At 23.2% G+C, this 19,580-nt stretch carries 30 protein-coding genes; all 30 read left to right on the top strand.

Going from position 1 to position 19,580, the window contains the following annotated elements; translation table 4 throughout:
* Positions 1 to 201: 201 nt before the first annotated feature.
* The 30 genes from AAHM79_RS04410 (at position 202) to AAHM79_RS04265 (ending at position 19,579) form a co-directional block, all read left to right on the top strand.
* Positions 202 to 837: a hypothetical protein gene (locus AAHM79_RS04410; RefSeq protein WP_342258199.1), complete on the top strand. Its 636-nt coding sequence runs from the start codon at positions 202 to 204 to the stop codon at positions 835 to 837.
* A complete protein-coding gene (locus tag AAHM79_RS04405; RefSeq protein ID WP_342258198.1) occupies positions 788 to 1,891 on the top strand; it encodes a hypothetical protein in 1,104 nt (367 codons plus the stop codon). Before AAHM79_RS04410 ends, AAHM79_RS04405 begins: the two co-directional genes overlap by 50 nt.
* 76 nt (positions 1,892 to 1,967) lie before the next feature.
* Entirely contained in the window at positions 1,968 to 2,618 is a 651-nt protein-coding gene (locus tag AAHM79_RS04400; protein ID WP_342258197.1) for an IS30 family transposase, read from the top strand.
* A gap of 81 nt (positions 2,619 to 2,699) precedes the next feature.
* A complete protein-coding gene (locus AAHM79_RS04395) occupies positions 2,700 to 3,101 on the top strand; it encodes a nuclease-related domain-containing protein (RefSeq protein WP_342258196.1) in 402 nt (133 codons plus the stop codon).
* 660 nt (positions 3,102 to 3,761) lie between these two features.
* A complete protein-coding gene (locus AAHM79_RS04390) occupies positions 3,762 to 4,661 on the top strand; it encodes a hypothetical protein (protein ID WP_342258195.1) in 900 nt (299 codons plus the stop codon).
* 179 nt (positions 4,662 to 4,840) lie between these two features.
* Positions 4,841 to 5,719 carry a hypothetical protein gene (locus AAHM79_RS04385; RefSeq protein ID WP_342258194.1) on the top strand — a complete coding sequence of 293 codons (879 nt, stop codon included), beginning with the start codon at positions 4,841 to 4,843 and terminating at the stop codon, positions 5,717 to 5,719.
* A 229-nt stretch (positions 5,720 to 5,948) separates the two neighbouring features.
* Positions 5,949 to 6,197 (top strand): hypothetical protein, encoded by a 249-nt coding sequence (locus tag AAHM79_RS04380; RefSeq protein WP_342258193.1) that lies wholly within the window; start codon positions 5,949 to 5,951, stop codon positions 6,195 to 6,197.
* A gap of 136 nt (positions 6,198 to 6,333) precedes the next feature.
* The gene (locus AAHM79_RS04375; RefSeq protein WP_252319733.1) at positions 6,334 to 6,876 is read left to right on the top strand and encodes a ribosome-recycling factor; all 543 of its coding nucleotides are present in this window, start codon (positions 6,334 to 6,336) and stop codon (positions 6,874 to 6,876) included.
* A 34-nt stretch (positions 6,877 to 6,910) separates the two neighbouring features.
* On the top strand, positions 6,911 to 7,924 hold the full coding sequence (locus AAHM79_RS04370; RefSeq protein ID WP_342258192.1) for a phosphatidate cytidylyltransferase: 1,014 nt from the start codon (positions 6,911 to 6,913) through the stop codon (positions 7,922 to 7,924).
* Between the two features lie 24 nt (positions 7,925 to 7,948).
* A complete protein-coding gene (locus AAHM79_RS04365) occupies positions 7,949 to 9,070 on the top strand; it encodes a site-2 protease family protein (protein WP_342258191.1) in 1,122 nt (373 codons plus the stop codon).
* An 892-nt stretch (positions 9,071 to 9,962) separates the two neighbouring features.
* A complete protein-coding gene (locus AAHM79_RS04360) occupies positions 9,963 to 10,094 on the top strand; it encodes a hypothetical protein (RefSeq protein ID WP_338958910.1) in 132 nt (43 codons plus the stop codon).
* A gap of 12 nt (positions 10,095 to 10,106) precedes the next feature.
* Positions 10,107 to 10,367, top strand: coding sequence for a hypothetical protein (locus AAHM79_RS04355; RefSeq protein ID WP_342257423.1), 261 nt, complete (start codon positions 10,107 to 10,109; stop codon positions 10,365 to 10,367).
* A 63-nt stretch (positions 10,368 to 10,430) separates the two neighbouring features.
* Positions 10,431 to 10,625, top strand: coding sequence for a hypothetical protein (locus AAHM79_RS04350; RefSeq protein WP_342257314.1), 195 nt, complete (start codon positions 10,431 to 10,433; stop codon positions 10,623 to 10,625).
* A gap of 134 nt (positions 10,626 to 10,759) precedes the next feature.
* Positions 10,760 to 10,924: a hypothetical protein gene (locus tag AAHM79_RS04345; protein ID WP_338957566.1), complete on the top strand. Its 165-nt coding sequence runs from the start codon at positions 10,760 to 10,762 to the stop codon at positions 10,922 to 10,924.
* 2 nt (positions 10,925 to 10,926) lie between these two features.
* Complete coding sequence (locus AAHM79_RS04340) at positions 10,927 to 11,364, top strand: hypothetical protein (protein WP_338957565.1); 438 nt, start codon at positions 10,927 to 10,929, stop codon at positions 11,362 to 11,364.
* On the top strand, positions 11,354 to 11,674 hold the full coding sequence (locus AAHM79_RS04335) for a hypothetical protein (protein WP_342257315.1): 321 nt from the start codon (positions 11,354 to 11,356) through the stop codon (positions 11,672 to 11,674). Before AAHM79_RS04340 ends, AAHM79_RS04335 begins: the two co-directional genes overlap by 11 nt.
* Positions 11,650 to 11,811: a hypothetical protein gene (locus tag AAHM79_RS04330; protein ID WP_338957563.1), complete on the top strand. Its 162-nt coding sequence runs from the start codon at positions 11,650 to 11,652 to the stop codon at positions 11,809 to 11,811. The genes AAHM79_RS04335 and AAHM79_RS04330 overlap by 25 nt, the downstream gene beginning before the upstream one ends.
* A gap of 17 nt (positions 11,812 to 11,828) precedes the next feature.
* On the top strand, positions 11,829 to 12,035 hold the full coding sequence (locus AAHM79_RS04325; protein ID WP_342257316.1) for a hypothetical protein: 207 nt from the start codon (positions 11,829 to 11,831) through the stop codon (positions 12,033 to 12,035).
* A gap of 61 nt (positions 12,036 to 12,096) precedes the next feature.
* Entirely contained in the window at positions 12,097 to 12,321 is a 225-nt protein-coding gene (locus AAHM79_RS04320; protein WP_342257317.1) for a hypothetical protein, read from the top strand.
* Positions 12,260 to 12,826: a hypothetical protein gene (locus AAHM79_RS04315; RefSeq protein ID WP_342257344.1), complete on the top strand. Its 567-nt coding sequence runs from the start codon at positions 12,260 to 12,262 to the stop codon at positions 12,824 to 12,826. The genes AAHM79_RS04320 and AAHM79_RS04315 overlap by 62 nt, the downstream gene beginning before the upstream one ends.
* The gene (locus AAHM79_RS04310; RefSeq protein WP_338957559.1) at positions 12,826 to 12,969 is read left to right on the top strand and encodes a hypothetical protein; all 144 of its coding nucleotides are present in this window, start codon (positions 12,826 to 12,828) and stop codon (positions 12,967 to 12,969) included. The genes AAHM79_RS04315 and AAHM79_RS04310 overlap by 1 nt, the downstream gene beginning before the upstream one ends.
* Positions 12,962 to 13,237: a hypothetical protein gene (locus tag AAHM79_RS04305; RefSeq protein ID WP_338957557.1), complete on the top strand. Its 276-nt coding sequence runs from the start codon at positions 12,962 to 12,964 to the stop codon at positions 13,235 to 13,237. Before AAHM79_RS04310 ends, AAHM79_RS04305 begins: the two co-directional genes overlap by 8 nt.
* Positions 13,206 to 13,478, top strand: a complete 273-nt coding sequence (locus tag AAHM79_RS04300; RefSeq protein WP_342257221.1) for a hypothetical protein — start codon at positions 13,206 to 13,208, stop codon at positions 13,476 to 13,478. The genes AAHM79_RS04305 and AAHM79_RS04300 overlap by 32 nt, the downstream gene beginning before the upstream one ends.
* A gap of 115 nt (positions 13,479 to 13,593) precedes the next feature.
* Positions 13,594 to 13,977, top strand: a complete 384-nt coding sequence (locus tag AAHM79_RS04295; RefSeq protein WP_342257220.1) for a hypothetical protein — start codon at positions 13,594 to 13,596, stop codon at positions 13,975 to 13,977.
* 15 nt (positions 13,978 to 13,992) lie between these two features.
* Positions 13,993 to 14,151, top strand: a complete 159-nt coding sequence (locus AAHM79_RS04290; protein WP_338957552.1) for a hypothetical protein — start codon at positions 13,993 to 13,995, stop codon at positions 14,149 to 14,151.
* A gap of 34 nt (positions 14,152 to 14,185) precedes the next feature.
* Positions 14,186 to 14,377 (top strand): hypothetical protein, encoded by a 192-nt coding sequence (locus tag AAHM79_RS04285; RefSeq protein WP_338957816.1) that lies wholly within the window; start codon positions 14,186 to 14,188, stop codon positions 14,375 to 14,377.
* A 16-nt stretch (positions 14,378 to 14,393) separates the two neighbouring features.
* Entirely contained in the window at positions 14,394 to 14,771 is a 378-nt protein-coding gene (locus AAHM79_RS04280; RefSeq protein ID WP_342257219.1) for a hypothetical protein, read from the top strand.
* A gap of 18 nt (positions 14,772 to 14,789) precedes the next feature.
* Positions 14,790 to 15,974 (top strand): hypothetical protein, encoded by a 1,185-nt coding sequence (locus tag AAHM79_RS04275; RefSeq protein ID WP_338958609.1) that lies wholly within the window; start codon positions 14,790 to 14,792, stop codon positions 15,972 to 15,974.
* An 11-nt stretch (positions 15,975 to 15,985) separates the two neighbouring features.
* Positions 15,986 to 17,683: a hypothetical protein gene (locus AAHM79_RS04270; RefSeq protein WP_342257321.1), complete on the top strand. Its 1,698-nt coding sequence runs from the start codon at positions 15,986 to 15,988 to the stop codon at positions 17,681 to 17,683.
* Positions 17,684 to 17,686: 3 nt separating this feature from the next.
* Positions 17,687 to 19,579 (top strand): hypothetical protein, encoded by a 1,893-nt coding sequence (locus tag AAHM79_RS04265; protein ID WP_342257209.1) that lies wholly within the window; start codon positions 17,687 to 17,689, stop codon positions 19,577 to 19,579.
* The last annotated feature ends 1 nt before the right edge of the window (position 19,580 follow it).

The raw sequence follows: 19,580 nt of genomic DNA, 5'->3' as shown, positions 1-19,580 counted from the left end.
GATAGTTATCAACAAAATGCACAAACAGTAAGATTATTTGAAGTTTATAAATTAAATAATGAACAAGTAACTATTAATCGTGCAATTTATAGTATTAGTGATAATAAAAAACAATTTCCTTTACCTTTTAAAGAATATAGTAATAATCCTAATTTAGAACAAGAACAAACATTAAATATTAATTATATTCCAATAGCAATTATGAGAAATAAAGCAAATGAGTTAGCAGATTGTAATAAAGTAATGGATAAAATTAAAGCATTAGATGTTATTTATGAACAAATTGTTTTAGATACTATTTTAAATTCACCAAAGTTTATTTTTGACCAAACTTATGGTAATGCTAAATCTACAATGGATGAAGCCGTAAGAACATTAGTTACTAACAACTATATTTGAAAAACTACTGGTGATAATAATGAAAAAAGTGAAAATATTAATATGACAAGTAGTAATTTTAAAGGTAAAAATTTAACTGATATATATGATTGAAATATTAATGAAATATTTAAACGTTGTGGTATTCATATACCAAGTCAAAAGAAATCAGCACAACAATCGGTTCCCGAAAGTACAGCGGTAAATATTTCAACTATTAATTATATTGAACAAAAATTATGACAATTTAATATTGATATTCTTAAATTTATTCAAATATTAGTACGTTTAGATAAAGATTTATTAAATAGTAAAACATTTAATATTAATGATGAACAAGAAATTAATAACTTAACAGTTAAATTAAAATTATTTAATCCAGAAAATAACCAATTAATAGGAGAAAACAATGGAAAACAACAACAAACCACAAACGAAGTTTCCACAGAAACAAACTAAACTTAATCAAGCAGAAATAGAAAATGATTATTTAATTGATAATATTCCTTATGATTTTACTAATATGATGAGTGCTACTAGTGACCCTGATATTAATAGAGCATACGATGAATTTAAAAAAAGAAAAATTTATATTTATGAAATTGAACGTTTATTTAAAAATAATGAAAATAATAGTTTAAGATTTTCAGCAAATACTATTAAAATAGGTTTTATTGATATTGATAAAGTATTAAAAACTACTGCTGTTGAAACATCTGATTTTACTATGCAATTAAATCAAAGAGCAAGTACTAATATTAATGACAATACAATTGAATATAGTATGACTGATATTAAAAATTTAATATTTCAAGAAATAAATTTATTAAATCAATTTAAGTTATATGCAGTTAGTATAAATGAACCATTAACTGAAAATAATATTGATAATTTATATATTATTAATAATTATTCAGAACCTTATCAAAATCCAAAAACTAGAAGTACTAAAAGTATTACTATTATTAAAATTAAAGACTTTAAAACAAGAGATGGTTATCCAATTATTATTAAATTACAAAAACCACTAGATAAAGACACCAAAGTTATTGGTTTAAAAATTAAAGCACCTAGAAGCATGATTTTTGGCAATATAAAGGTACTTGGTGAAGTCGACAATATGGAGGTATACCCAAAGTTATTTGTCAAAGATAAGATAGCATTTCCGCTATTATCAATGCCTATTGAAACTCAACCAAAAGTTAGAATATTACAACAATGATTTAGTGAACAAATATTACCTTGAAATTTAGCAAAACAATTTATAGGACAAGAAAAATCAGTTTTAGATTTAATTGCTATTGGTGGTGGTAGAGAAACAAGAAAAGAAATTATTAATAATGCAAGAGTAACTAATGATAAAATTGGTTATGATGTTTCTAAAAATTCAAAAGTATGACCATTATCTGATGAACTAGAATTAAAAGATAAAAAATTAGAGTCATGATTTTTAGTAAGTGACTATAATTTATTTATTTCTACAACGCTGAATTATACTTGTAAGTGCAAGTAAATAAAATTGCAAAAAATTCTCATATAAAAATTTCATAATGCTAAATTTAGTTTAGAAAAAAGTAAGGAGTTTTTATATGAGTTATAAACATCTTGGCATAGATGAAAGGATTTATATTGAGAATCAATTGAAATTTAAATTTAAAATTAGTGAAATAGCTAAAAATCTTAATCGAAGTATTAGTACTATTATTCGAGAAATTAATAGAAATAAAGATAATAATCATGATTTTTCATTAATTGCACAAAATAAAGCTGAAAATCGAAAACAATCACATATTAGTTTTCATAAGTTTAAAAATCGAGGTAAAAGCAAATCATGTTTAATAACTTTAGTTGAAAGAGTATCGCGATTTACTTTAGCAATATTAGTTAAAAACAGAACTACTAAAGTTATTAATAAAAATGTCAGTTATTATTTATCAATTCTTCCTAAAAACATTGTTAAAACTATTACTTTTGATCGTGGCAAAGAATTTTCAAATTGACAACAACTTGAAAAAAATTTAGATGTAAAAATTTATTTTGCCAATCCATATTCACCTTGACAAAGAGGTACTAATGAAAATACTAATGGTTTAATTAGAGAAAAATTTCCTAAAAAATTTATTTTTTCAAAAACTAATAAAAATGAAGTTCATAAATTTATATTGTCTTTAAATCAAAGACCGAGAAAAATACTAAATTATCTTTCACCAATCGAATATTTGGATAGAAAAATAATTTAGTTGCACTTACCTTTACAATTTAGCTATAAAAAAAATTATTTTAATTTAGAAAAAAGTAAAGAAATAGAATATTCTTATCAAATGATAGAATTAGAAAATCGAATTAAAAATTATGAAAAAATTTATCCAAATTTAAAAAATTTTGAACATCCTTATCAATATAATGATAATTTAAATAATACGTTAGGTATTAAAGGTGAATTAATTGTTAAAGAAAAAATAATAAGTATGTTTAATGAAGAAGATTTACAATTATTTAACAATTTATATTTACCATCTATTGAAGGAAAAATTAATCAAATTGATCATTTATTAATTTTAAATAGTTGTATTTTTATAATTGAGACTAAAAATTGATCTTTAAAAAGTTATGGAGATTATTTTAAAAAAAACTGAATCCAATATCATGGTGAAAGACAAGAATTTATTCCATCACCTCTTTATCAAAATAGAAGTCATGTTAGAACTATTCTTATCTTTTAAAAAAAGAAAACATTAATTTAAAACAATTTAAATTTTTTAGCCTTGTAGTATTTGTTCAAAATAATTTACAAATTACTGAAAATAGTAACTTAAAAATAAATGAGAAAGCATTAAATTTATTTGAATTATCTGAATATATTAAAAATAAAATTGAAGAAAATTCAGGAAAATGTACTTCTACTTCTAATAGTCAAAGAAATATAATGAATCAAATTATTTTAAATAATAATAATCCAGAAAACATTCAAATTCATAAAGAACAATTAGACTATTAAAAACACAGTTATAAGCGAACAAAATTTAATAAATGAATTTTTCTAATAATTTTCTGTCCTTGAAATTTTAATTAAAAAAATGTATTTTTATTTTCTGTTCTTAATTTTTAAATATAAAAAGACCTGAAAATTTTTCAGGTCTTTTTACATTATATTACTCAATAATCTTGGAAGTACTGTAGAGTATATATAAAAAATAATAAGAATGTTCAGTTAATTAACAATTTAATCCTAACATTTTTGAAATTATTTTCTTAAAAAAAGCAAAATAACACTTAATAATGAAAAATATTATAAAAAGAGCACCAAATAAAAAAGAATGTATAATTAAGAGCAGAAAATAGTTTATATTTTTCAGAAAAATTATCTAAGGGGGAAAAACAATATGAGAAACATGAAAACATTACTACGACTAATGGGTGCTGCTGCTTTAACAACAGTTGCAGCAAGTTCAGTTGTTGCATGTGGAACTCAAACAAAAGCGCCAGCATTGAATGGCAAATATGCAACATTACTAGGATGATATAGTGATGAAAATACAAGTACAATTAATCAAGAATTAAAAAAGGATGATACTGCTGGTAAAGAAAGTTATTCAATTGCTGTTAGTGCTGCTGATAATACAAAAATTACAGCAACTAAATTTAACGAAAAATTATTAAAAGCAGGTACTGGTACTGATTCTGATAAAAGTCAAGCAGTAAGTGATGATGCTGCAGCCTTTTTTAAAGATTTAGGATTTACACCTGATAGCAAGAAGTTTTATTCAGCTGATGATGTTAAAAAGATTACTGCTTTATCTGCAAAAGTTGAAAGTACTGAAGCAGGTAAAATTGAAGCTGCTGGTACAACTGATTTTAAAGTTGAAGCTGGTACTTGTCAAATTAATATTATGGATAAGGCAACTGGAGATGATGCCAAATCTGTAAAAAAATATACTATTAACACTCTTAAGAAAGATGCATTAAATATTTCAACTGAAGTTATTGGTACTGATAAACTTATAACAGATAAAGATAGTTTAGAATTAACTGATGCGCAAGGATTTAAACGAACAAAACCTGTTTCTAGTTTTAAATTAAAAATAAAAAATGCAGTTAAACAAAAGCAATTTGATTCTTTAGTTAAATTATTAAAAATAAATGTTACTACAAAGTTTTTTGATAATGCTTCTGCAGGAACAGAAGTAACAGGAAATTTTCCAAATTCAAAAGTTTATTTACAAATAAGTTTTGGTAGTGTAGTACTTTCAAGTAGAATTGATTGCGATATTGCTCCTGCTTAATCATTAAATATTTTAAAAGATTGCAATTGCAATCTTTTTTAATTTATATTCTTTTTTATCACTTAAAAAATTTTATTAATTTATTAAAATTATAAAAATAGTTTCAATTTAAGAATAATAAATAGCAGAAAATAATTTATATTTTTTAGAAAATTATCTAAAAGGGGAGAAAACATTATATGAAAAATATAAAAACATTATTACGATTAATGGCTGCTACTGCTTTAACTACAACTGCAGCAAGTTCAATTGTTGCCTGTGACTTTGAAACAAAAGCACCAATATTAAATGGTAAATATGCAAAATTATTAGGATGATATAGTGATGAAAATACAAGTTTAATTAATCAAGAATTAAAGAAGGATGATACTACTGGTAAAGAGAAGTATTCAATTGAGGCTGATGACACAAAAATTATAATGACTAATTTTAAAAACAGTTTATTAAACGCAAACGAAATTAGAAATCCAAATCAAGCAAAAGATGCTGATGCTGCAGCATTTTTGAAAGAATTAGGAATTACAAGTGGTAGTGAAAATGAAGAATATTCACCTGATGATGTTAAAAAAATTACTACCTTATCTGCAAAAGTTACAAGTACTGAAGCAGGTAAAACTGAAGAAAATAATACAGGAACTGATTTTAAAGTTCTTGTTGGTACTTGTAAAATTGATATTATGAGTAAAGATGATGATAGTGTATTAAAATCTTATACTATCAATACTGCTAAAAATGATGGGTTATACATTTCAAAAATAGTTATTACTGAACTTATTAGTGATAAAAATGGTTTAAAATTAACTGCTGCGCAAGGATTTAAACAAGGTGAATCTGTTACTGATTTTAAATTAGTAATAAAATCAGAAAGTAAACAAAAACAATTTGATTCTCTAGTTCAACTATTAAATACAAATGTTAGTACCCAGTTTCATGCTAGAGTTGCTGATGGTCCATTAGTAACAGGAAATTTTAGAAATTTAAAAGTTTATTTAGCAATATATTTTGGTGATGTTCATCTTTTACCTAGAATAGACTGTGGTATACCATCAACTGTTTAAATCATTAAATATTTTAAAAAATATAATGACAGTTGTTGTTAATTATCATATTTTTTTGTTACTATTAATATAAATGAAAATTATTAATAATTAGACATTTGAAATCGATAGTAATTAAAGTGATAACATTGATAAGTTAAAAAACTAAACTTTAAATGAGGACACAATTGTATATTTCAATTTTATTAAGTGATATTATTAATTATAAAAATTAAAGAAGGAGAAAAAAATGTTAAAAGCAGGAAGTATATTAATATTTATCGTTTTTATTTTAGAATCAATATTTATAATTCCTTTATTATGAACAATACCCGGTTTTATTTTATACAAAAAAGTAAGTAAAGGTGAAGCGACTACTGATCAAAAAATTGCTTTAGCAATATTAGGAGTTATCTTTGGTGCTGCATTAGGTATTATTGGTGGTATTTTTATATTAGTTGATTTAAACAATGATGAAAATAAAATCCAAAGATATTAATAAAAAAACATCATTAATTAATGATGTTTTTTATTTTTTTAAATAGTTTTACATTGGTTTTAATAAAAATTATTATATAATTTTTATAGTTTGATTTAAAAACAACTTAAAATTATTAACTAGGAGGAAAACAAATATGGAAGTTATTATTTTAGAAGCCACAAATCTGATGAATGAAATAATTTTACGTTATAAAAATGAAATTAACAAAATTCGCACCGGAAGAGCTAATCCTAATATCTTAGAAGGAATTAATGTTAGATGTTATGGTGGTGTTGATAGTTTAAGTAATATTGCCCAAGTTAAAGTAGCAGAAGCACATCAATTATTAATTAAACCATATGATCGTAGTTTAATTAAAGACATTACAGAAGCTGTTACAAAAGCTGATTTGAAATTACAAATTAAAAGCGAAGCAGAGAATATACGTTTAATTTTCCCACAATTAACAGAAGACGTTCGTAAAACTTTAGTTAAAGATTTGAGTAAAAAAACTGAAGAATATAAAGTTAAAATCCGTAATTGTCGACGTGATGCTGTTCAAAATCTGAAAAAAATAAAATTACCAGAAGATCAAGAAAAGCATGCAGAAACTACAATTCAAGATTTAACTGATAGTAAAATTAAAGAACTTGTATTAATAGAAAACAATAAAAAAGCCGATTTAATGAAAATTTAGCAATAAAGCAATAAATAGTTAGGGGTTAAATATTGTGAAAAAAAAGATAATAAATAAAGAAAATATAAAATCTAAAGTTTCTTTTTTTGCAAAACTTAGTAATTTTTTTAGAACCTATCGAAATCGTATTCTTACAAGCTTTATGTTAATTGCTTGTGGTGTATTATGAATGTTTATTGGGGCAGTTTATTTAGAACCAATTTTTGGTAATAAACCACAGTGATCAGCGTATACATTTATGATAATTAATACTTTAATTTTTATTGGTTTTTTATGAGAAATTATTAATTTAAAAAAAGAATCAAATTGATCAATTGTACTTAAAATTTCTATAATTTTAACAGGAATCATACTTTTATGAGTTCCGCTTGGTAAAGAAACTTTTGGTCCATATATTTATAATCATTATTGATGTGAAACTTGAATGACTTTATGAATTTTATTACTTTTCATTTGTATGTTTATTTTAATTGCTTGACGAAGTAAAAATTTTCAATTAAGTGATGTTATTTTTATTTTTACTTGAATTATTTATTTAGTGTTTGTTGTTAAAGCTGTTAATTTTTTAATGTTATCAGAAATTAAACTTTCAAAACTAGGATGACCAACATTATTGTTTTTATTCATTATTGTTATGTCTAATGATGTTGGTGCTTTTATTGGTGGTATAATTTATGGTAAAACAAAAATGGCACCAAGTGTATCACCAAATAAAACTTGAGAAGGTGCTATTACTGGTTTAATAACAGCAATTATTTTAAGTATGATAACAGTAACTGTTTTTTTAGAAACAAGTAATTATAATCCCTTACCTTTTTTAGAAGTTAATAGTAAAACACCAATCTATATTGCTTATTTTGCTACTAGTTTTATTCTTTCAATTGCTAGTCAAATGGGTGATTTATTATTTTCTTATTTGAAACGTAATTATCATGTTAAGGATTTTTCAAATATTCTACCTGGACATGGAGGATTATTAGATCGTTTAGATTCATTTTCAACAGTAGTTATTTTTGGTTTTCTAATTACTCTAGCAGCTATTGCTTAATATATAAAATTTAAGGATGAAGTTATGTATATATTTTTAGCCATTTTAATTGGTTTATTTACAATATTATTTTTAATTACCTTGCATGAATTTGCTCATTTTGTAATTGCTAAATTATCAGGAGCATATGTATATGAATTTGCTATTGGTATGGGACCAAAACTTTTGCAGTGAGGTAAAAAAGAAACACGTTATACTTTAAGACTATTACCATTGGGTGGTTATGTTTCTATTGCTTCAGAAATTGCTGATGCTCCTAAAGGACGAGAAGATGAAGTAATTGATAGTAAACGAATGATGGAAAACTTGCAACGTGGTAAAAAAGCAGCTTTCATTAGTGCAGGTGCACTAATGAATTTATTATTAGCTTTTATTTTATTAATGATTGGATATGGAATTTATCCACATAAATATGATCCTAACTTGCCACCAACCTATGCAACAACAGGACCATTATATGAAGCTGTTCAAAAATATAATAAAGATAATCCAAGTTTACCAATTTTAGATACTGATGCTATTGCTGGTATTTATAATACTGGTGATATTGAATCTAAACAATCAATTAAATCATATTATGATTTACAAACATGATTAAGTAAATATAATAAAAAGACTACTAATGGTACAGTTATTGCTGACTACAAAATTACTTTTGATAGTAAAGATGATAAAACTGTTACTTTTAAACCTGTAGAACAAAAAGGAGTATTATTCATTGGTGTTAGTCAAGGTAGTTATTATTTAAATGCAGGGCAAGTTATTAGTAATGGTATCATTGATACTTTTAAAGATAGTTACAGTCTTTTACAAGCATTAGGACAATTAGTTACTTTTCATTGACAAAATTTATCAGGACCTGTTGGTATTGTTAAATCAACTAATAGTTTTTTAAATCCTGATTTATCATCAACACAAGCAGCAAGTACATATTTTCGTTGAGCAGCATTATTATCATCTAATTTATTTTTATTAAATATGTTACCAATTCCGCCATTGGATGGTTATAAATTTGTTGAAAATGCAGTTGAAGCGGTAACAAGAAAAAAAATAAATGAAAAATATAAAATTATTGTCAGTATTGCTGGAGCTATATTATTTTTAGTTATCTTTATTGCTATTACTATTAAAGATATATTTTTTTAATCTTGACTTTATAATAAAATCCTATTATAAATAGGATAATAAATTTGAATGAAAAAGTTTTGAGCAATTTTCTTAATTATTTATATTTTAAAAAAATAAAATAGTAACTATTTTAAGTGAACAATATTGTTCACTTTTTATTTTGAAATAAAATCTATAAGTATAAAAACTAAAATTTATATCGATTATTTGCTCCTAAGAGAATTATTTTTTCTTCAACAAATTTCTGAATAGCTATCATTGCATTTTCTATTAAGGTATTAATATTAGATAAATTAGAGTTAGTTTGCAAACTTTTTTTTAGACTTTCAACATAAATCTTTCTTAAATCACTGCTAAACTTTGGGAGCGTACCGAAGATGTCGATAAATAAAAATTTTTAAAAATAACTCCTTTCTTTTTTAAACTATTAAATTAAAAAATAAATGACAAAAGACGAGAATAAAATTCTTGTCTTTTTTTGTAATTGTAAAATTTTAAAATTTTTAATAACCGTCTTTAGCACTATTATCAACACGTGTTAGGGAAATAAAAAAGTGAACTACAACATAGTTGTTAAAAATAGTAGCTAGCATGTGGACTTGCATGGATAAATAAAAAGTGGAGTGATACCTAATAAAATATACTAACCAGAAATGGTAATTCTTGGGGTGGGAGCGAATTGGAAACTAGTATATATAGACCCGGAGTGGGGACCAACTATTATTCTTTATTTAACCAACCTTGCCACTACCAAGTGAGCAAGTGTTGGTTTTATTTTTTATTTTTTTTTGAAAAATTTTTGGGCGAGAAAATAAATTTCAAACTTGTAAAAAAAATTGAGCGGGACCGGTTCAATTAAAATATTAATTTGCTAAACGCAAATTAAATAAATATTGAATCGAATGCCTCAATGTTTTTTAAAATTTCACAATTTATTTTTGAGCCCAGAATTGCTGGAATGAATAAAACAAATAGTAGTATTATTAATAATCTAAGAATAAAAATATATGTTCTTTATGCTAGAAGCAACAGAACATATTAGGAAAGGATTATTATGCAAATAGAATTTAAAAAAGAACAAATTGTTAAAGATAAACCACAATCTATTCTTATTGATTATGTTGAATATAAATTATCTCTTCCAAAATGAATGATTAAAAATAATTCTTTTATTGTTGATAACAGTTGCACATATTGAGTTTTTAATTTAGAAAATATTAAAAAAGAATTAAGTGGTAATGAATTAATAAAGTTATTAGAACCATATATTAAAGACCAAAAAATAACTGTTAATAAACCAACTGCTCCAAAATAATATTATCTTAATGATATAAAACTTGAACAATTAACATTTTATGAACAGCATAATAGTTGATTTATGGGTGAAATAACAGATAACAAAACTAAAATTACTAATCCTTGTTTTAAATATAACATTACGTGAGAAGAAAACAGAAAAGGTTTTAAAATAAATAATCCATATAAACATGATGATTTACCAATTAATTATATAGTTACTTCTTATAAGGAAATTTCAACTCATAATGAAAAAGTATTTTTGTTGAACATGTAAACAAAATAAATTAGATTATTTATTCTTTAATACTAATGATATAAAAACAAGAAAATATTTTTTAAGAGATAAAAATAGTAAAGCAATTTGTTATGACTGTATTTTAAATATTAGGTTAAGTAGGAGGTATAAATATGAATAAAGAAAAAATACTTGAATATCTTAAAGATGAATGAGAATGAAATAAAGAAATGAGAGACGATGAAAAAGTAACTAAACTTTGAAAAAGTTGTTTTAATGGAAGATTAAATCTTATATCTCAATTAAATCAAAAAATTAAAAATGGTGAATTTGATTAATAATGCAATATGACTTAATTATTGGGATTGACCCCGCTGGTATTGGTAATAATGGAATTGTTATATATTCAAATGAAACAAATAGGATTATTTATACAGAAACATTCAACACAACACATGTTTTTGAAAGTAAAAATCGTTATAAAAGAATATTATCAATAATCAAAGAACAATTTTTTGAAAACAAAATATTAGTTATTGTAGAAAATTTCTTTTTAAGTTCAAAACAATTATTAACTAATCCATTAGCAACTCCTAAAATTATTGGTTCATTAATGGTATTAGTACAAGATGTTTTCAACTGAGATTATCTAGAAAACCAACCAAAAAATAAAAATAAAATAACAAATTATAAAGGAAATATAAAATTAACAAAACATGAACAAGATGCATATAAACACATTCAATACTATTTAAGGAATTATAAAAATGAAAGATAAAGCCAATTATGTCAAATTAACAGTAAAACTAAGTAACACTATTGAAGCAAAATATTACGAAAAAGGTAATAAAGAATTATATTATAGTGTTCGTGGTCAATGAAATGGTTTAAACTATGTTACTTTAATTTTTAATAATCCAAAATTTTATAACCGATGTATTTTATTAAACAAAAACGATGAAATTATTGTCACTGGTCAAATTTTTAATACTTTAAACATTCCTAAAATCGTGTATTTTGTTCAATTAATGTTAAATGATTTAAAAAATGAAAAGAGTAAAAAATGATATGATGAGAAATTTTATTAATAGCACCAATATTAATAACAAGTATAACACTAATAATATTTTTAATATTTATTATTAAAGAATTAAAAAATGAATATAAAGTATTAAAAATATTAAGTGAAATTGCTAATCAAATTGAAAATAAGGAGAATAAATAATGAAATGTTTTCTTTGCATGCATGGAGAAATATATTCTCCAAAAACCTTGTATAAAATAAAAAAATTGAAAAAAATAATTTACCAAGATAGAGATATTGATAGTGAAGATTTTAAGAAAAGATATGAATATCTTTTAAAAAAATTAGGTGATGGTGATAATCAAATTATTTGAATAAATTTCTTAATAAAGCAAGAAAGAAATAATAGAAAGGAGAATAAATAATGAATAAAGAAGTATGTTGTGAAGATTGTTGTGTATGTGATAAAAAACATGATTTATTTACTTGCGAAAAAAACTGCTGAGAAATGTATGTGAACATTGTTATCAAGGTGATAAAGAACATAGAAATAAAGTTGATGAAATTAATAAATCAAGACATAAAAATTGTATTAATAAAGAAAGATTTATGCAATATCTTAAAAACACATATCGCTTAAACGGATATTATGAAGAAGTTTATAAACCAATTAAAACCAGAATTAAAGACCGGTGATTTGATAATGACTAATTATTTACTTTCAATTGACCCAAGTATTAAAAATACTGGATTTACTTTATGAAAAAAAGTTTATTTACATGATAAATATGATTTTTGAAATTGAAAACCAATATTTGTTAAAAATTATAATTTAAAAGAATATGATGGACAAAGAAAATTTTATTGAGATATAAAAGTTAATGATAATGAATTGGATTTAATTATTGAACGTGGTACTTTTAATTCAAAAAATGGTATTGGTTATGAAACTCAAGAACATTTACGTGGTTTTATTGCAGGACAATTTAATAAATTATTAACAAAAGATATGTTAATAAGTCCAAGTGAATGAAAGAAATGATATGAACGTTATGACCCACCTATTTTTTGATTAAGACCTTGAGATAAAGAACTAAGTATATATGTTGCTGAAGAAATTATTAAAGAAAATAATTGAAATATAAAAATATCAAATCATGATGAAGCAGATAGTTTATTAATTGGTTGATATTATTTAAATAAGGAGAATAAATAATGAATAAAGAAAAATTACTTAAATATATGAAAGATATAATTAAATGAACTAAAAAAATTAATTATACAAACTCTGATTTGGACAAAAATATTTTAAATTTATTAATTGAAAAAATAGAAAAAGGTGAATTTGATAATGACTAAATTAACAGATTTATTTGGTCAAGATAAAATAGAAATATTTTCACCAAATCCCAAAGATTTAACAGATAGTAATGATATAAAAGCAATTATTTTATGAAAATATCCTAATGTTATTGCTGAATATTTAGTTGTTTCTCAACCACATGCAAATACTGCTATTTTAGTTGGTGATAACGTTCACTATACAGGTTGAGTTGAAGTGTTTATTAAACCAAAAAATGAAGGAGTAAATGAAAATGCCAAATGACACGAATGTACAATCAAATAACTATACTTTATTAAAAATAATAAGAATTGGAATAAGTCCATTATCAGCAATGATTGGTACAAGTGCTTATTATGGTCAAATTATTGGTAATCCAGTATTAGGAAGTATTAATGCTTTATTATTTAGTAAAAAGTTAGGAATTGATATATGAAACTTAAATCAAATGCCAAGTACTAAAAAGAAAATATTAAATTCAAGTAAAAAAAATATTATTAGGTTTAGGAACTATTGGTTTAATTAATTATGCAAAATTTACAAAAATCAATCCTAATCCTGAACCACCACCTTGATTAACAACTACTACCACAGAAACACCACCATGACCATTATTATTAACTAATGATAATAAACAACAAATGGATTGAGATACATATATTAGTTTAAGTACTTATGGTATATCAAATCTAATTGGTGGGTTAAGTGAACTAATACCTAATAGATTTGAAGTAATAAGAAAAATATGTAATATGGCAACTAGTGGATGTCTAATTTCAAGTGGTGTAGCTATGGGTATAAATAATGATTTTAATAATGCTTATGCAGTACCAACAATAGTTGCTGGTGCAAGTGAAATTATACATAATTTATTACCTATGGAAACTACAAATTATAATCAAGAAATGCAAGAAACATCATTTACAAATGAAACAAGAAGATTAATTAATAGTGATGCTATTAGTAATAATAGTGGAAGTAGTGATGTTTTATATGAAAGACCAACTACATATGATAGTTTATAAAGGAGATGATAACTAATGAATAAAGAAAAATTGATTGAATATTATAACAATGAAATTCAGACATATAAAGAAAGAATGGAACAATTAAATAAAGAAATATCTTTATTGGTAACTATTATAAGTAATTCAAAATCAATGATTGAAAGAATTAATAATGGTCAATTTGACGAATAATTAAAAATAAATAATTGAAAGGAAATAATTGAAAATGAAAGAATTTTTACATGAATTAATTATTATTGGAACAAGTGTAGGAACATTAATTTGTAGAGAATTAATTGTTTGATTTAAAAGATTTATTACAACTCCAAAACATATTAGAAGAAATAATAAAGTGATGAAACATCAAAAAAAATTAGCAAAACTTAATGAAAAAATTAATGGAAAAGAAAATAAATAATAAAGGTGTGATTTAAATGTTAGAAAATGAAACTAATGTTGAACAAAATACTGAACCTTTAATTGAAAATAATAATTTACAACAAGAGCAAGAAATTAAGATTGTTGAATTAGAAAATAAGTTAAATAAACTTAATCAAGAAATTAAAGAAAAAGAAATAATTAATATATTTAAAAAATATCAAGTTAAAAAAGAATTTTATGAATTTTTAAAATTTAAAACAAGTAATATAGAAAATTCAAAAATTGAAGAAACTATTAAAAAAATGATTAAAGAACAACCACTATTTAAAGAACCAATTAATACAGGTGGTAAACAAGAAACAATATTAACAAATCAAGAAACTTCAATAAAAAGTAGTTTATTAGATTATAAAAAGAAAAATAATTTATAAAAGAAAGGAAAATTTAAAATGCCAAATCCAGTGCCATTTAAACAAAATTTAGATAATACTACAAAATTAGTAGAAACACCTGAATTTATAGAATTTTATAAACAATCAAATAGTCCATGAGCAAGTTTTTTTCCAATTGAAATGGTTAATTCTACAAAAATTGAATTTATAGTTAAAAAACCAAAAGACCCAACATTCAAAATACTTCATTGAAATGATAAAAGTAAAGGATTAGAAGTTGGTTATGTTGATACTGATAAAATTATTAAAGAAATTACAAAAGAAGCTAGTACAGGAGAAATGATTGGTGAAGTTGATTTATTTGCAGATAATGGGCAAAATTTACTAGAAAGTATGCAATATGAAGTTGCTAATGATTTAGCAGATTATTTAGCAAATAATGATACAAATACAATTGCTAAATCTGCCAAAAAAGTAATCATTACTGATACAACACCAGTAGGATATTTAAAATCAATGTTATCAGCATGAAATACTTTATTTCAATTAAGAAATAGTAATAATTGTAAATTTTTTATAACAAATAGTCTTTATGATACTTTAGTTTATTTAGCAGATAATAAAGGTTTAATTACTGATAATCAACTAGCACAACAATTAAGATTAAATGGAACAAATTTATATATTAAAGGTGTATTATGTCAAATTGTTATGGATGATTATATGACATTTAAAAATACTGAAAATAAAAATCAAATTATGAATTTTGTTTTAGCAACACCAAAAGCAATGAAAAGATATATGTTACAACAAACTAGTATATATGTTGAAGATATTAAAGATGGTAAAGTTCCAAAAAGATATTTAGTTGGTGGACAAGTAACAGGAGAATCTATTCCTTATATGTCAAACTCAGAAACAGAATCAAGATGAATGTTATGTGGTATTGTTAATAAAAAATATTTAAGTGAAGAAATTACAACATTAACAACTAATATTACTGCTGATACTACTAAAAAGAATAAATTATTAGATACAACAATTAAAAATACAACTGAACTAAATAATTTAAATCCAAATTTAACAACTCCAATTATTAATTATTTTAGTGATGCCCAAGGTCAAGTGGATGTAAGTAATCAAAACCAAAAAGCAGGAGATTTATATGTAGTAATCACTACTAATGACACTGATAAAAATTATCAAGGTTCAACAAATCCTATAAAAATAACTCTTAAATAAGGATAATTATTATGCCAATTGGTACAACTAGTACAGCAATACTTTTAAACATAAATAAACCAAAACATACTAGAACAAGTCAACAACAAGAACATAAAAGTTGATGATGAGAAATTTTAGAAATGATTGGTGTACAAGTAATAGCAGTAGCACTTGCTCCTTTTACTGGTGGATTAAGTGAAAGTTTAGCACTTGGTTTAGGTGCAAGTGATTTACTTGCTAGTATTAGTGCTGTTGGTGTAGAGTTTTTAACTGATTTTACTATTAATCAAGTTTATGATTATTTAAAAGGAAATGTTACACCATTAAATACTTTTTTTAATATATTACCTGCATTTGCTGGACTTAATAGAATTAGTCGTGGTTATCGTACAACTAAATTTATTAGTTTAGCAGAAAAAACTAAAACATTAGAACAAATTGGCATTAAAAAAGCAAAAAATTTACAAGAAATCATTAGTCAAGTAAGTGGAAAAGAAATTTTAACAGATAAAATTATTGGAAATAAACGTTATTTATTTAATTATAACCATGCTCCAAATCGCGAAACAATAATACAAAATTTAGGTTTTGTTGCTGAAAGACAATATAAAAATAATTTTGCAAAATTAGAAGTACAAGAATTAAAAAATTATTTATTATTACAAAATGAATTAATAAAGTTAAGTCCACAGTTAACTCCTAAATTTAAAATTAAAGATATTGATAAAGCAAACAATTTTTTACAAAAATATAATACTGATTTAAAAGAAGTATTAAAAATGAACCAACATGACTGATTAAATTTAGTTCATACAATACATGCAGAAAATAGATATGGAAAATCTTTAATTTTAGATTTACAAAAAATTCGTGCTAATGCAATTAAATTTAATTTTAAAAATAGTTCAATTCATAAATTAGTATTAAAAGCAAATCAAACTTTTAAATATTTTGATATTAAATTTTATTTTAAAAAAGGTTTAAATAAATTTTGAAAAGATACTTCATATTTTGAAAAAATAAGAATAAATATTTATAAATTACAAGAGAAATTCGAAAAATTAGAAAAACAAGCATTTGAAAAAATTAATAAATTAAAAGAAAAAACAATTGATGTATTTACAAGTGCTGAAAAGAAAGCAATTAAACATGCACAATTAATTCCATTAAATTCACCAGTATTTATGGCTTGTAAAATTCAACCTTTATCATTAGATAAATGTGGAATTACTATTTATCATCGTAATCCTAAATATAAACCAATTGTAGTTATTGATAGTATTATCAAAGCAGAAACTTTTGTTATTCAAATACATCCATTTCATTGATATAGATGATATAGCGGTTGATATATTGGATATGGAGTTAGTCAAAATAAATGATTAAAAAGTATTGCTTTTGCTCTACCAGTTGTACAACAAATGATTAAAGATAGTTTTAAAATTTATAGGCAAATATTAAGGACAATTAGAACTTATCATAAAGTAGTTAATGTTATTAATAATCCTATTGATAATGTCAATAAATCATTTAAAAGGGTGGGTTTAAAATTATCAGTTAATACTGTATTTGGTACTGGATTGTTAAGACATTTAGAAAAATTTGCATATAATCAAGTTGTAAAAAAAGGAAATAAAAAATTACAAAAAGAAATTATACATATATCACATAGAAAAACTAAATCAAAAACCAAACGTTATAAAAAAGCATTTTTTAAGGAATGATAAAATATGATTAATAAACTTTGAACTGGTGTCAGTTTAGAAAATTATAATAACTGATATCCATTAACTGGAACAATTACAGAAACACCACGACAATATATAAATACATGACCAAATGTTGATGATTGATTTAAAACATTTGCTATTCGTGCTCAAAATGATATTAATGCTTATCTTGATTTTATTTTATCTAAATTTCCTTTTGATAGTTTTAAAGATGAATTAATTAAAGAAACTTTAAGAGATATGGTTTATGTTATGGTTGAACATTGAGTATTTAATCGTACACCAATTGAATTTAATGTTGATGCTACTATTCAATTTAATAATGGTAATCAATTTAGTGCAAGTAGTACTCCTACGATTAATATTTGAGATTTAGCACCTAGTAGAATGAAAATATGAGCAAGATTAACAGAATTAAAACAAATATTTTCAAATTATAATAATGATGAAATAGATGTTGAAAAAATTGACTTAAAAGCATTTTATACTAGAAACCAAGTTAATGAATTAATTCAAGAACAAAAAGAATTTACATTATCAAAGCAAATAAAATTATATGATGATACCATTAATGGTAATAAAAATGAAACATATAGGGGACCAGTTACAAATTTAATAAATAAAGGTTATGTTGCAACAGAATATGACTCAAAAACTGAAACTATGATTTTAGATTGACCTAATGAAATTGGAACATTACCACCTGATGTTTTACAAAACAATCCACAAATTGGTGATTATACACATGCACCAACTTGTGATTTTTCTGCTAAACAACAAAAACGAATTACTACAAATGAAAATGAAATTACCAAATTAAATAGTGAATTAATTAAAACAAACGAAAATATTAATGATGTTAAAAATAATTGATTTAATATTGAAACTAGTCCCTTATGAAAAAAAGTTGAAAATAATAATATAGAAATATTTAAATGATATTTTATTAAAATCAGTTATCAATATTCAACAGAAAATAACTTTATGAAATTTTATAAAGTAATTAAAATTTATTTAAATAATGTTTTTAACGAATTTGAATTGTTAAATGTTGATTCCATGACTTATGGAGAACAAATACAAAATAAAAATATTTTAAATATTGGAACTATTTACTATAACAATAAAAAGAAACAATTTAGTGGTGGTGGTAATTCTTATCCTGAACTTGGAAAAATTAATTTAATTGGTGATATAGAAGAAATATATCAATATCAAGGAATAGATACACCAACTGAATTTATAGCAGAAGAAAATACTGAACATGATTATTATACAAAACTAGAAACAAATCAATTATTAGATAAAAAACAAGATAAGTTAATTGCTGGTGAAAATATTAAAATTGATGAAAATAATAAAATTAGTGCTACTTGCGGGAAAACTGATTTAACTGATTATTATAAAAAAGAAGAAGTAGATAAAAAATTAGACAATAAAATGGATAAAGACCAATTCAAATATGCTTTTTCTATAAATACTATTGGTACTGAAATTCCTAATTTAGAAACTACTGATAAAACTGTTGCTGGTGCTATTAATGAAATTATCAAAAAACAACCACAACCAATTCCAATTCCTCCAAGTAGTTCAATTTGAAAAGAAGTAGGAATAAGAGAAAAAAATAAATGAGATAATTGACAAATTACTTATGATTTTATAGTTAATAAAAGATATAAAGTTTATTATTCTTGAAATATATATAATAATGTTTTTGCAATTAAAGAATTTATTATAACTAATACAAAAATAGCAGGTGTACCAATAGAAGTTTTTAACAATAATACTAATGTCTTAGTTTTATCAGTACAACACTCAAAATTTATTACTATTTATTCTTTAAAAGGTAGCGATAAAGGTAATACATGAAAAGTAGAAGAATTACAGGAATAAA

Source organism: Spiroplasma endosymbiont of Nomada ruficornis, assembly GCF_964030795.1.
Classification (GTDB): Bacteria; Bacillota_I; Bacilli_A; order Mycoplasmatales; family VBWQ01; genus Spiroplasma_E; species Spiroplasma_E ixodetis_A.
This window is presented reverse-complemented; position numbering and strand designations above follow the sequence as displayed.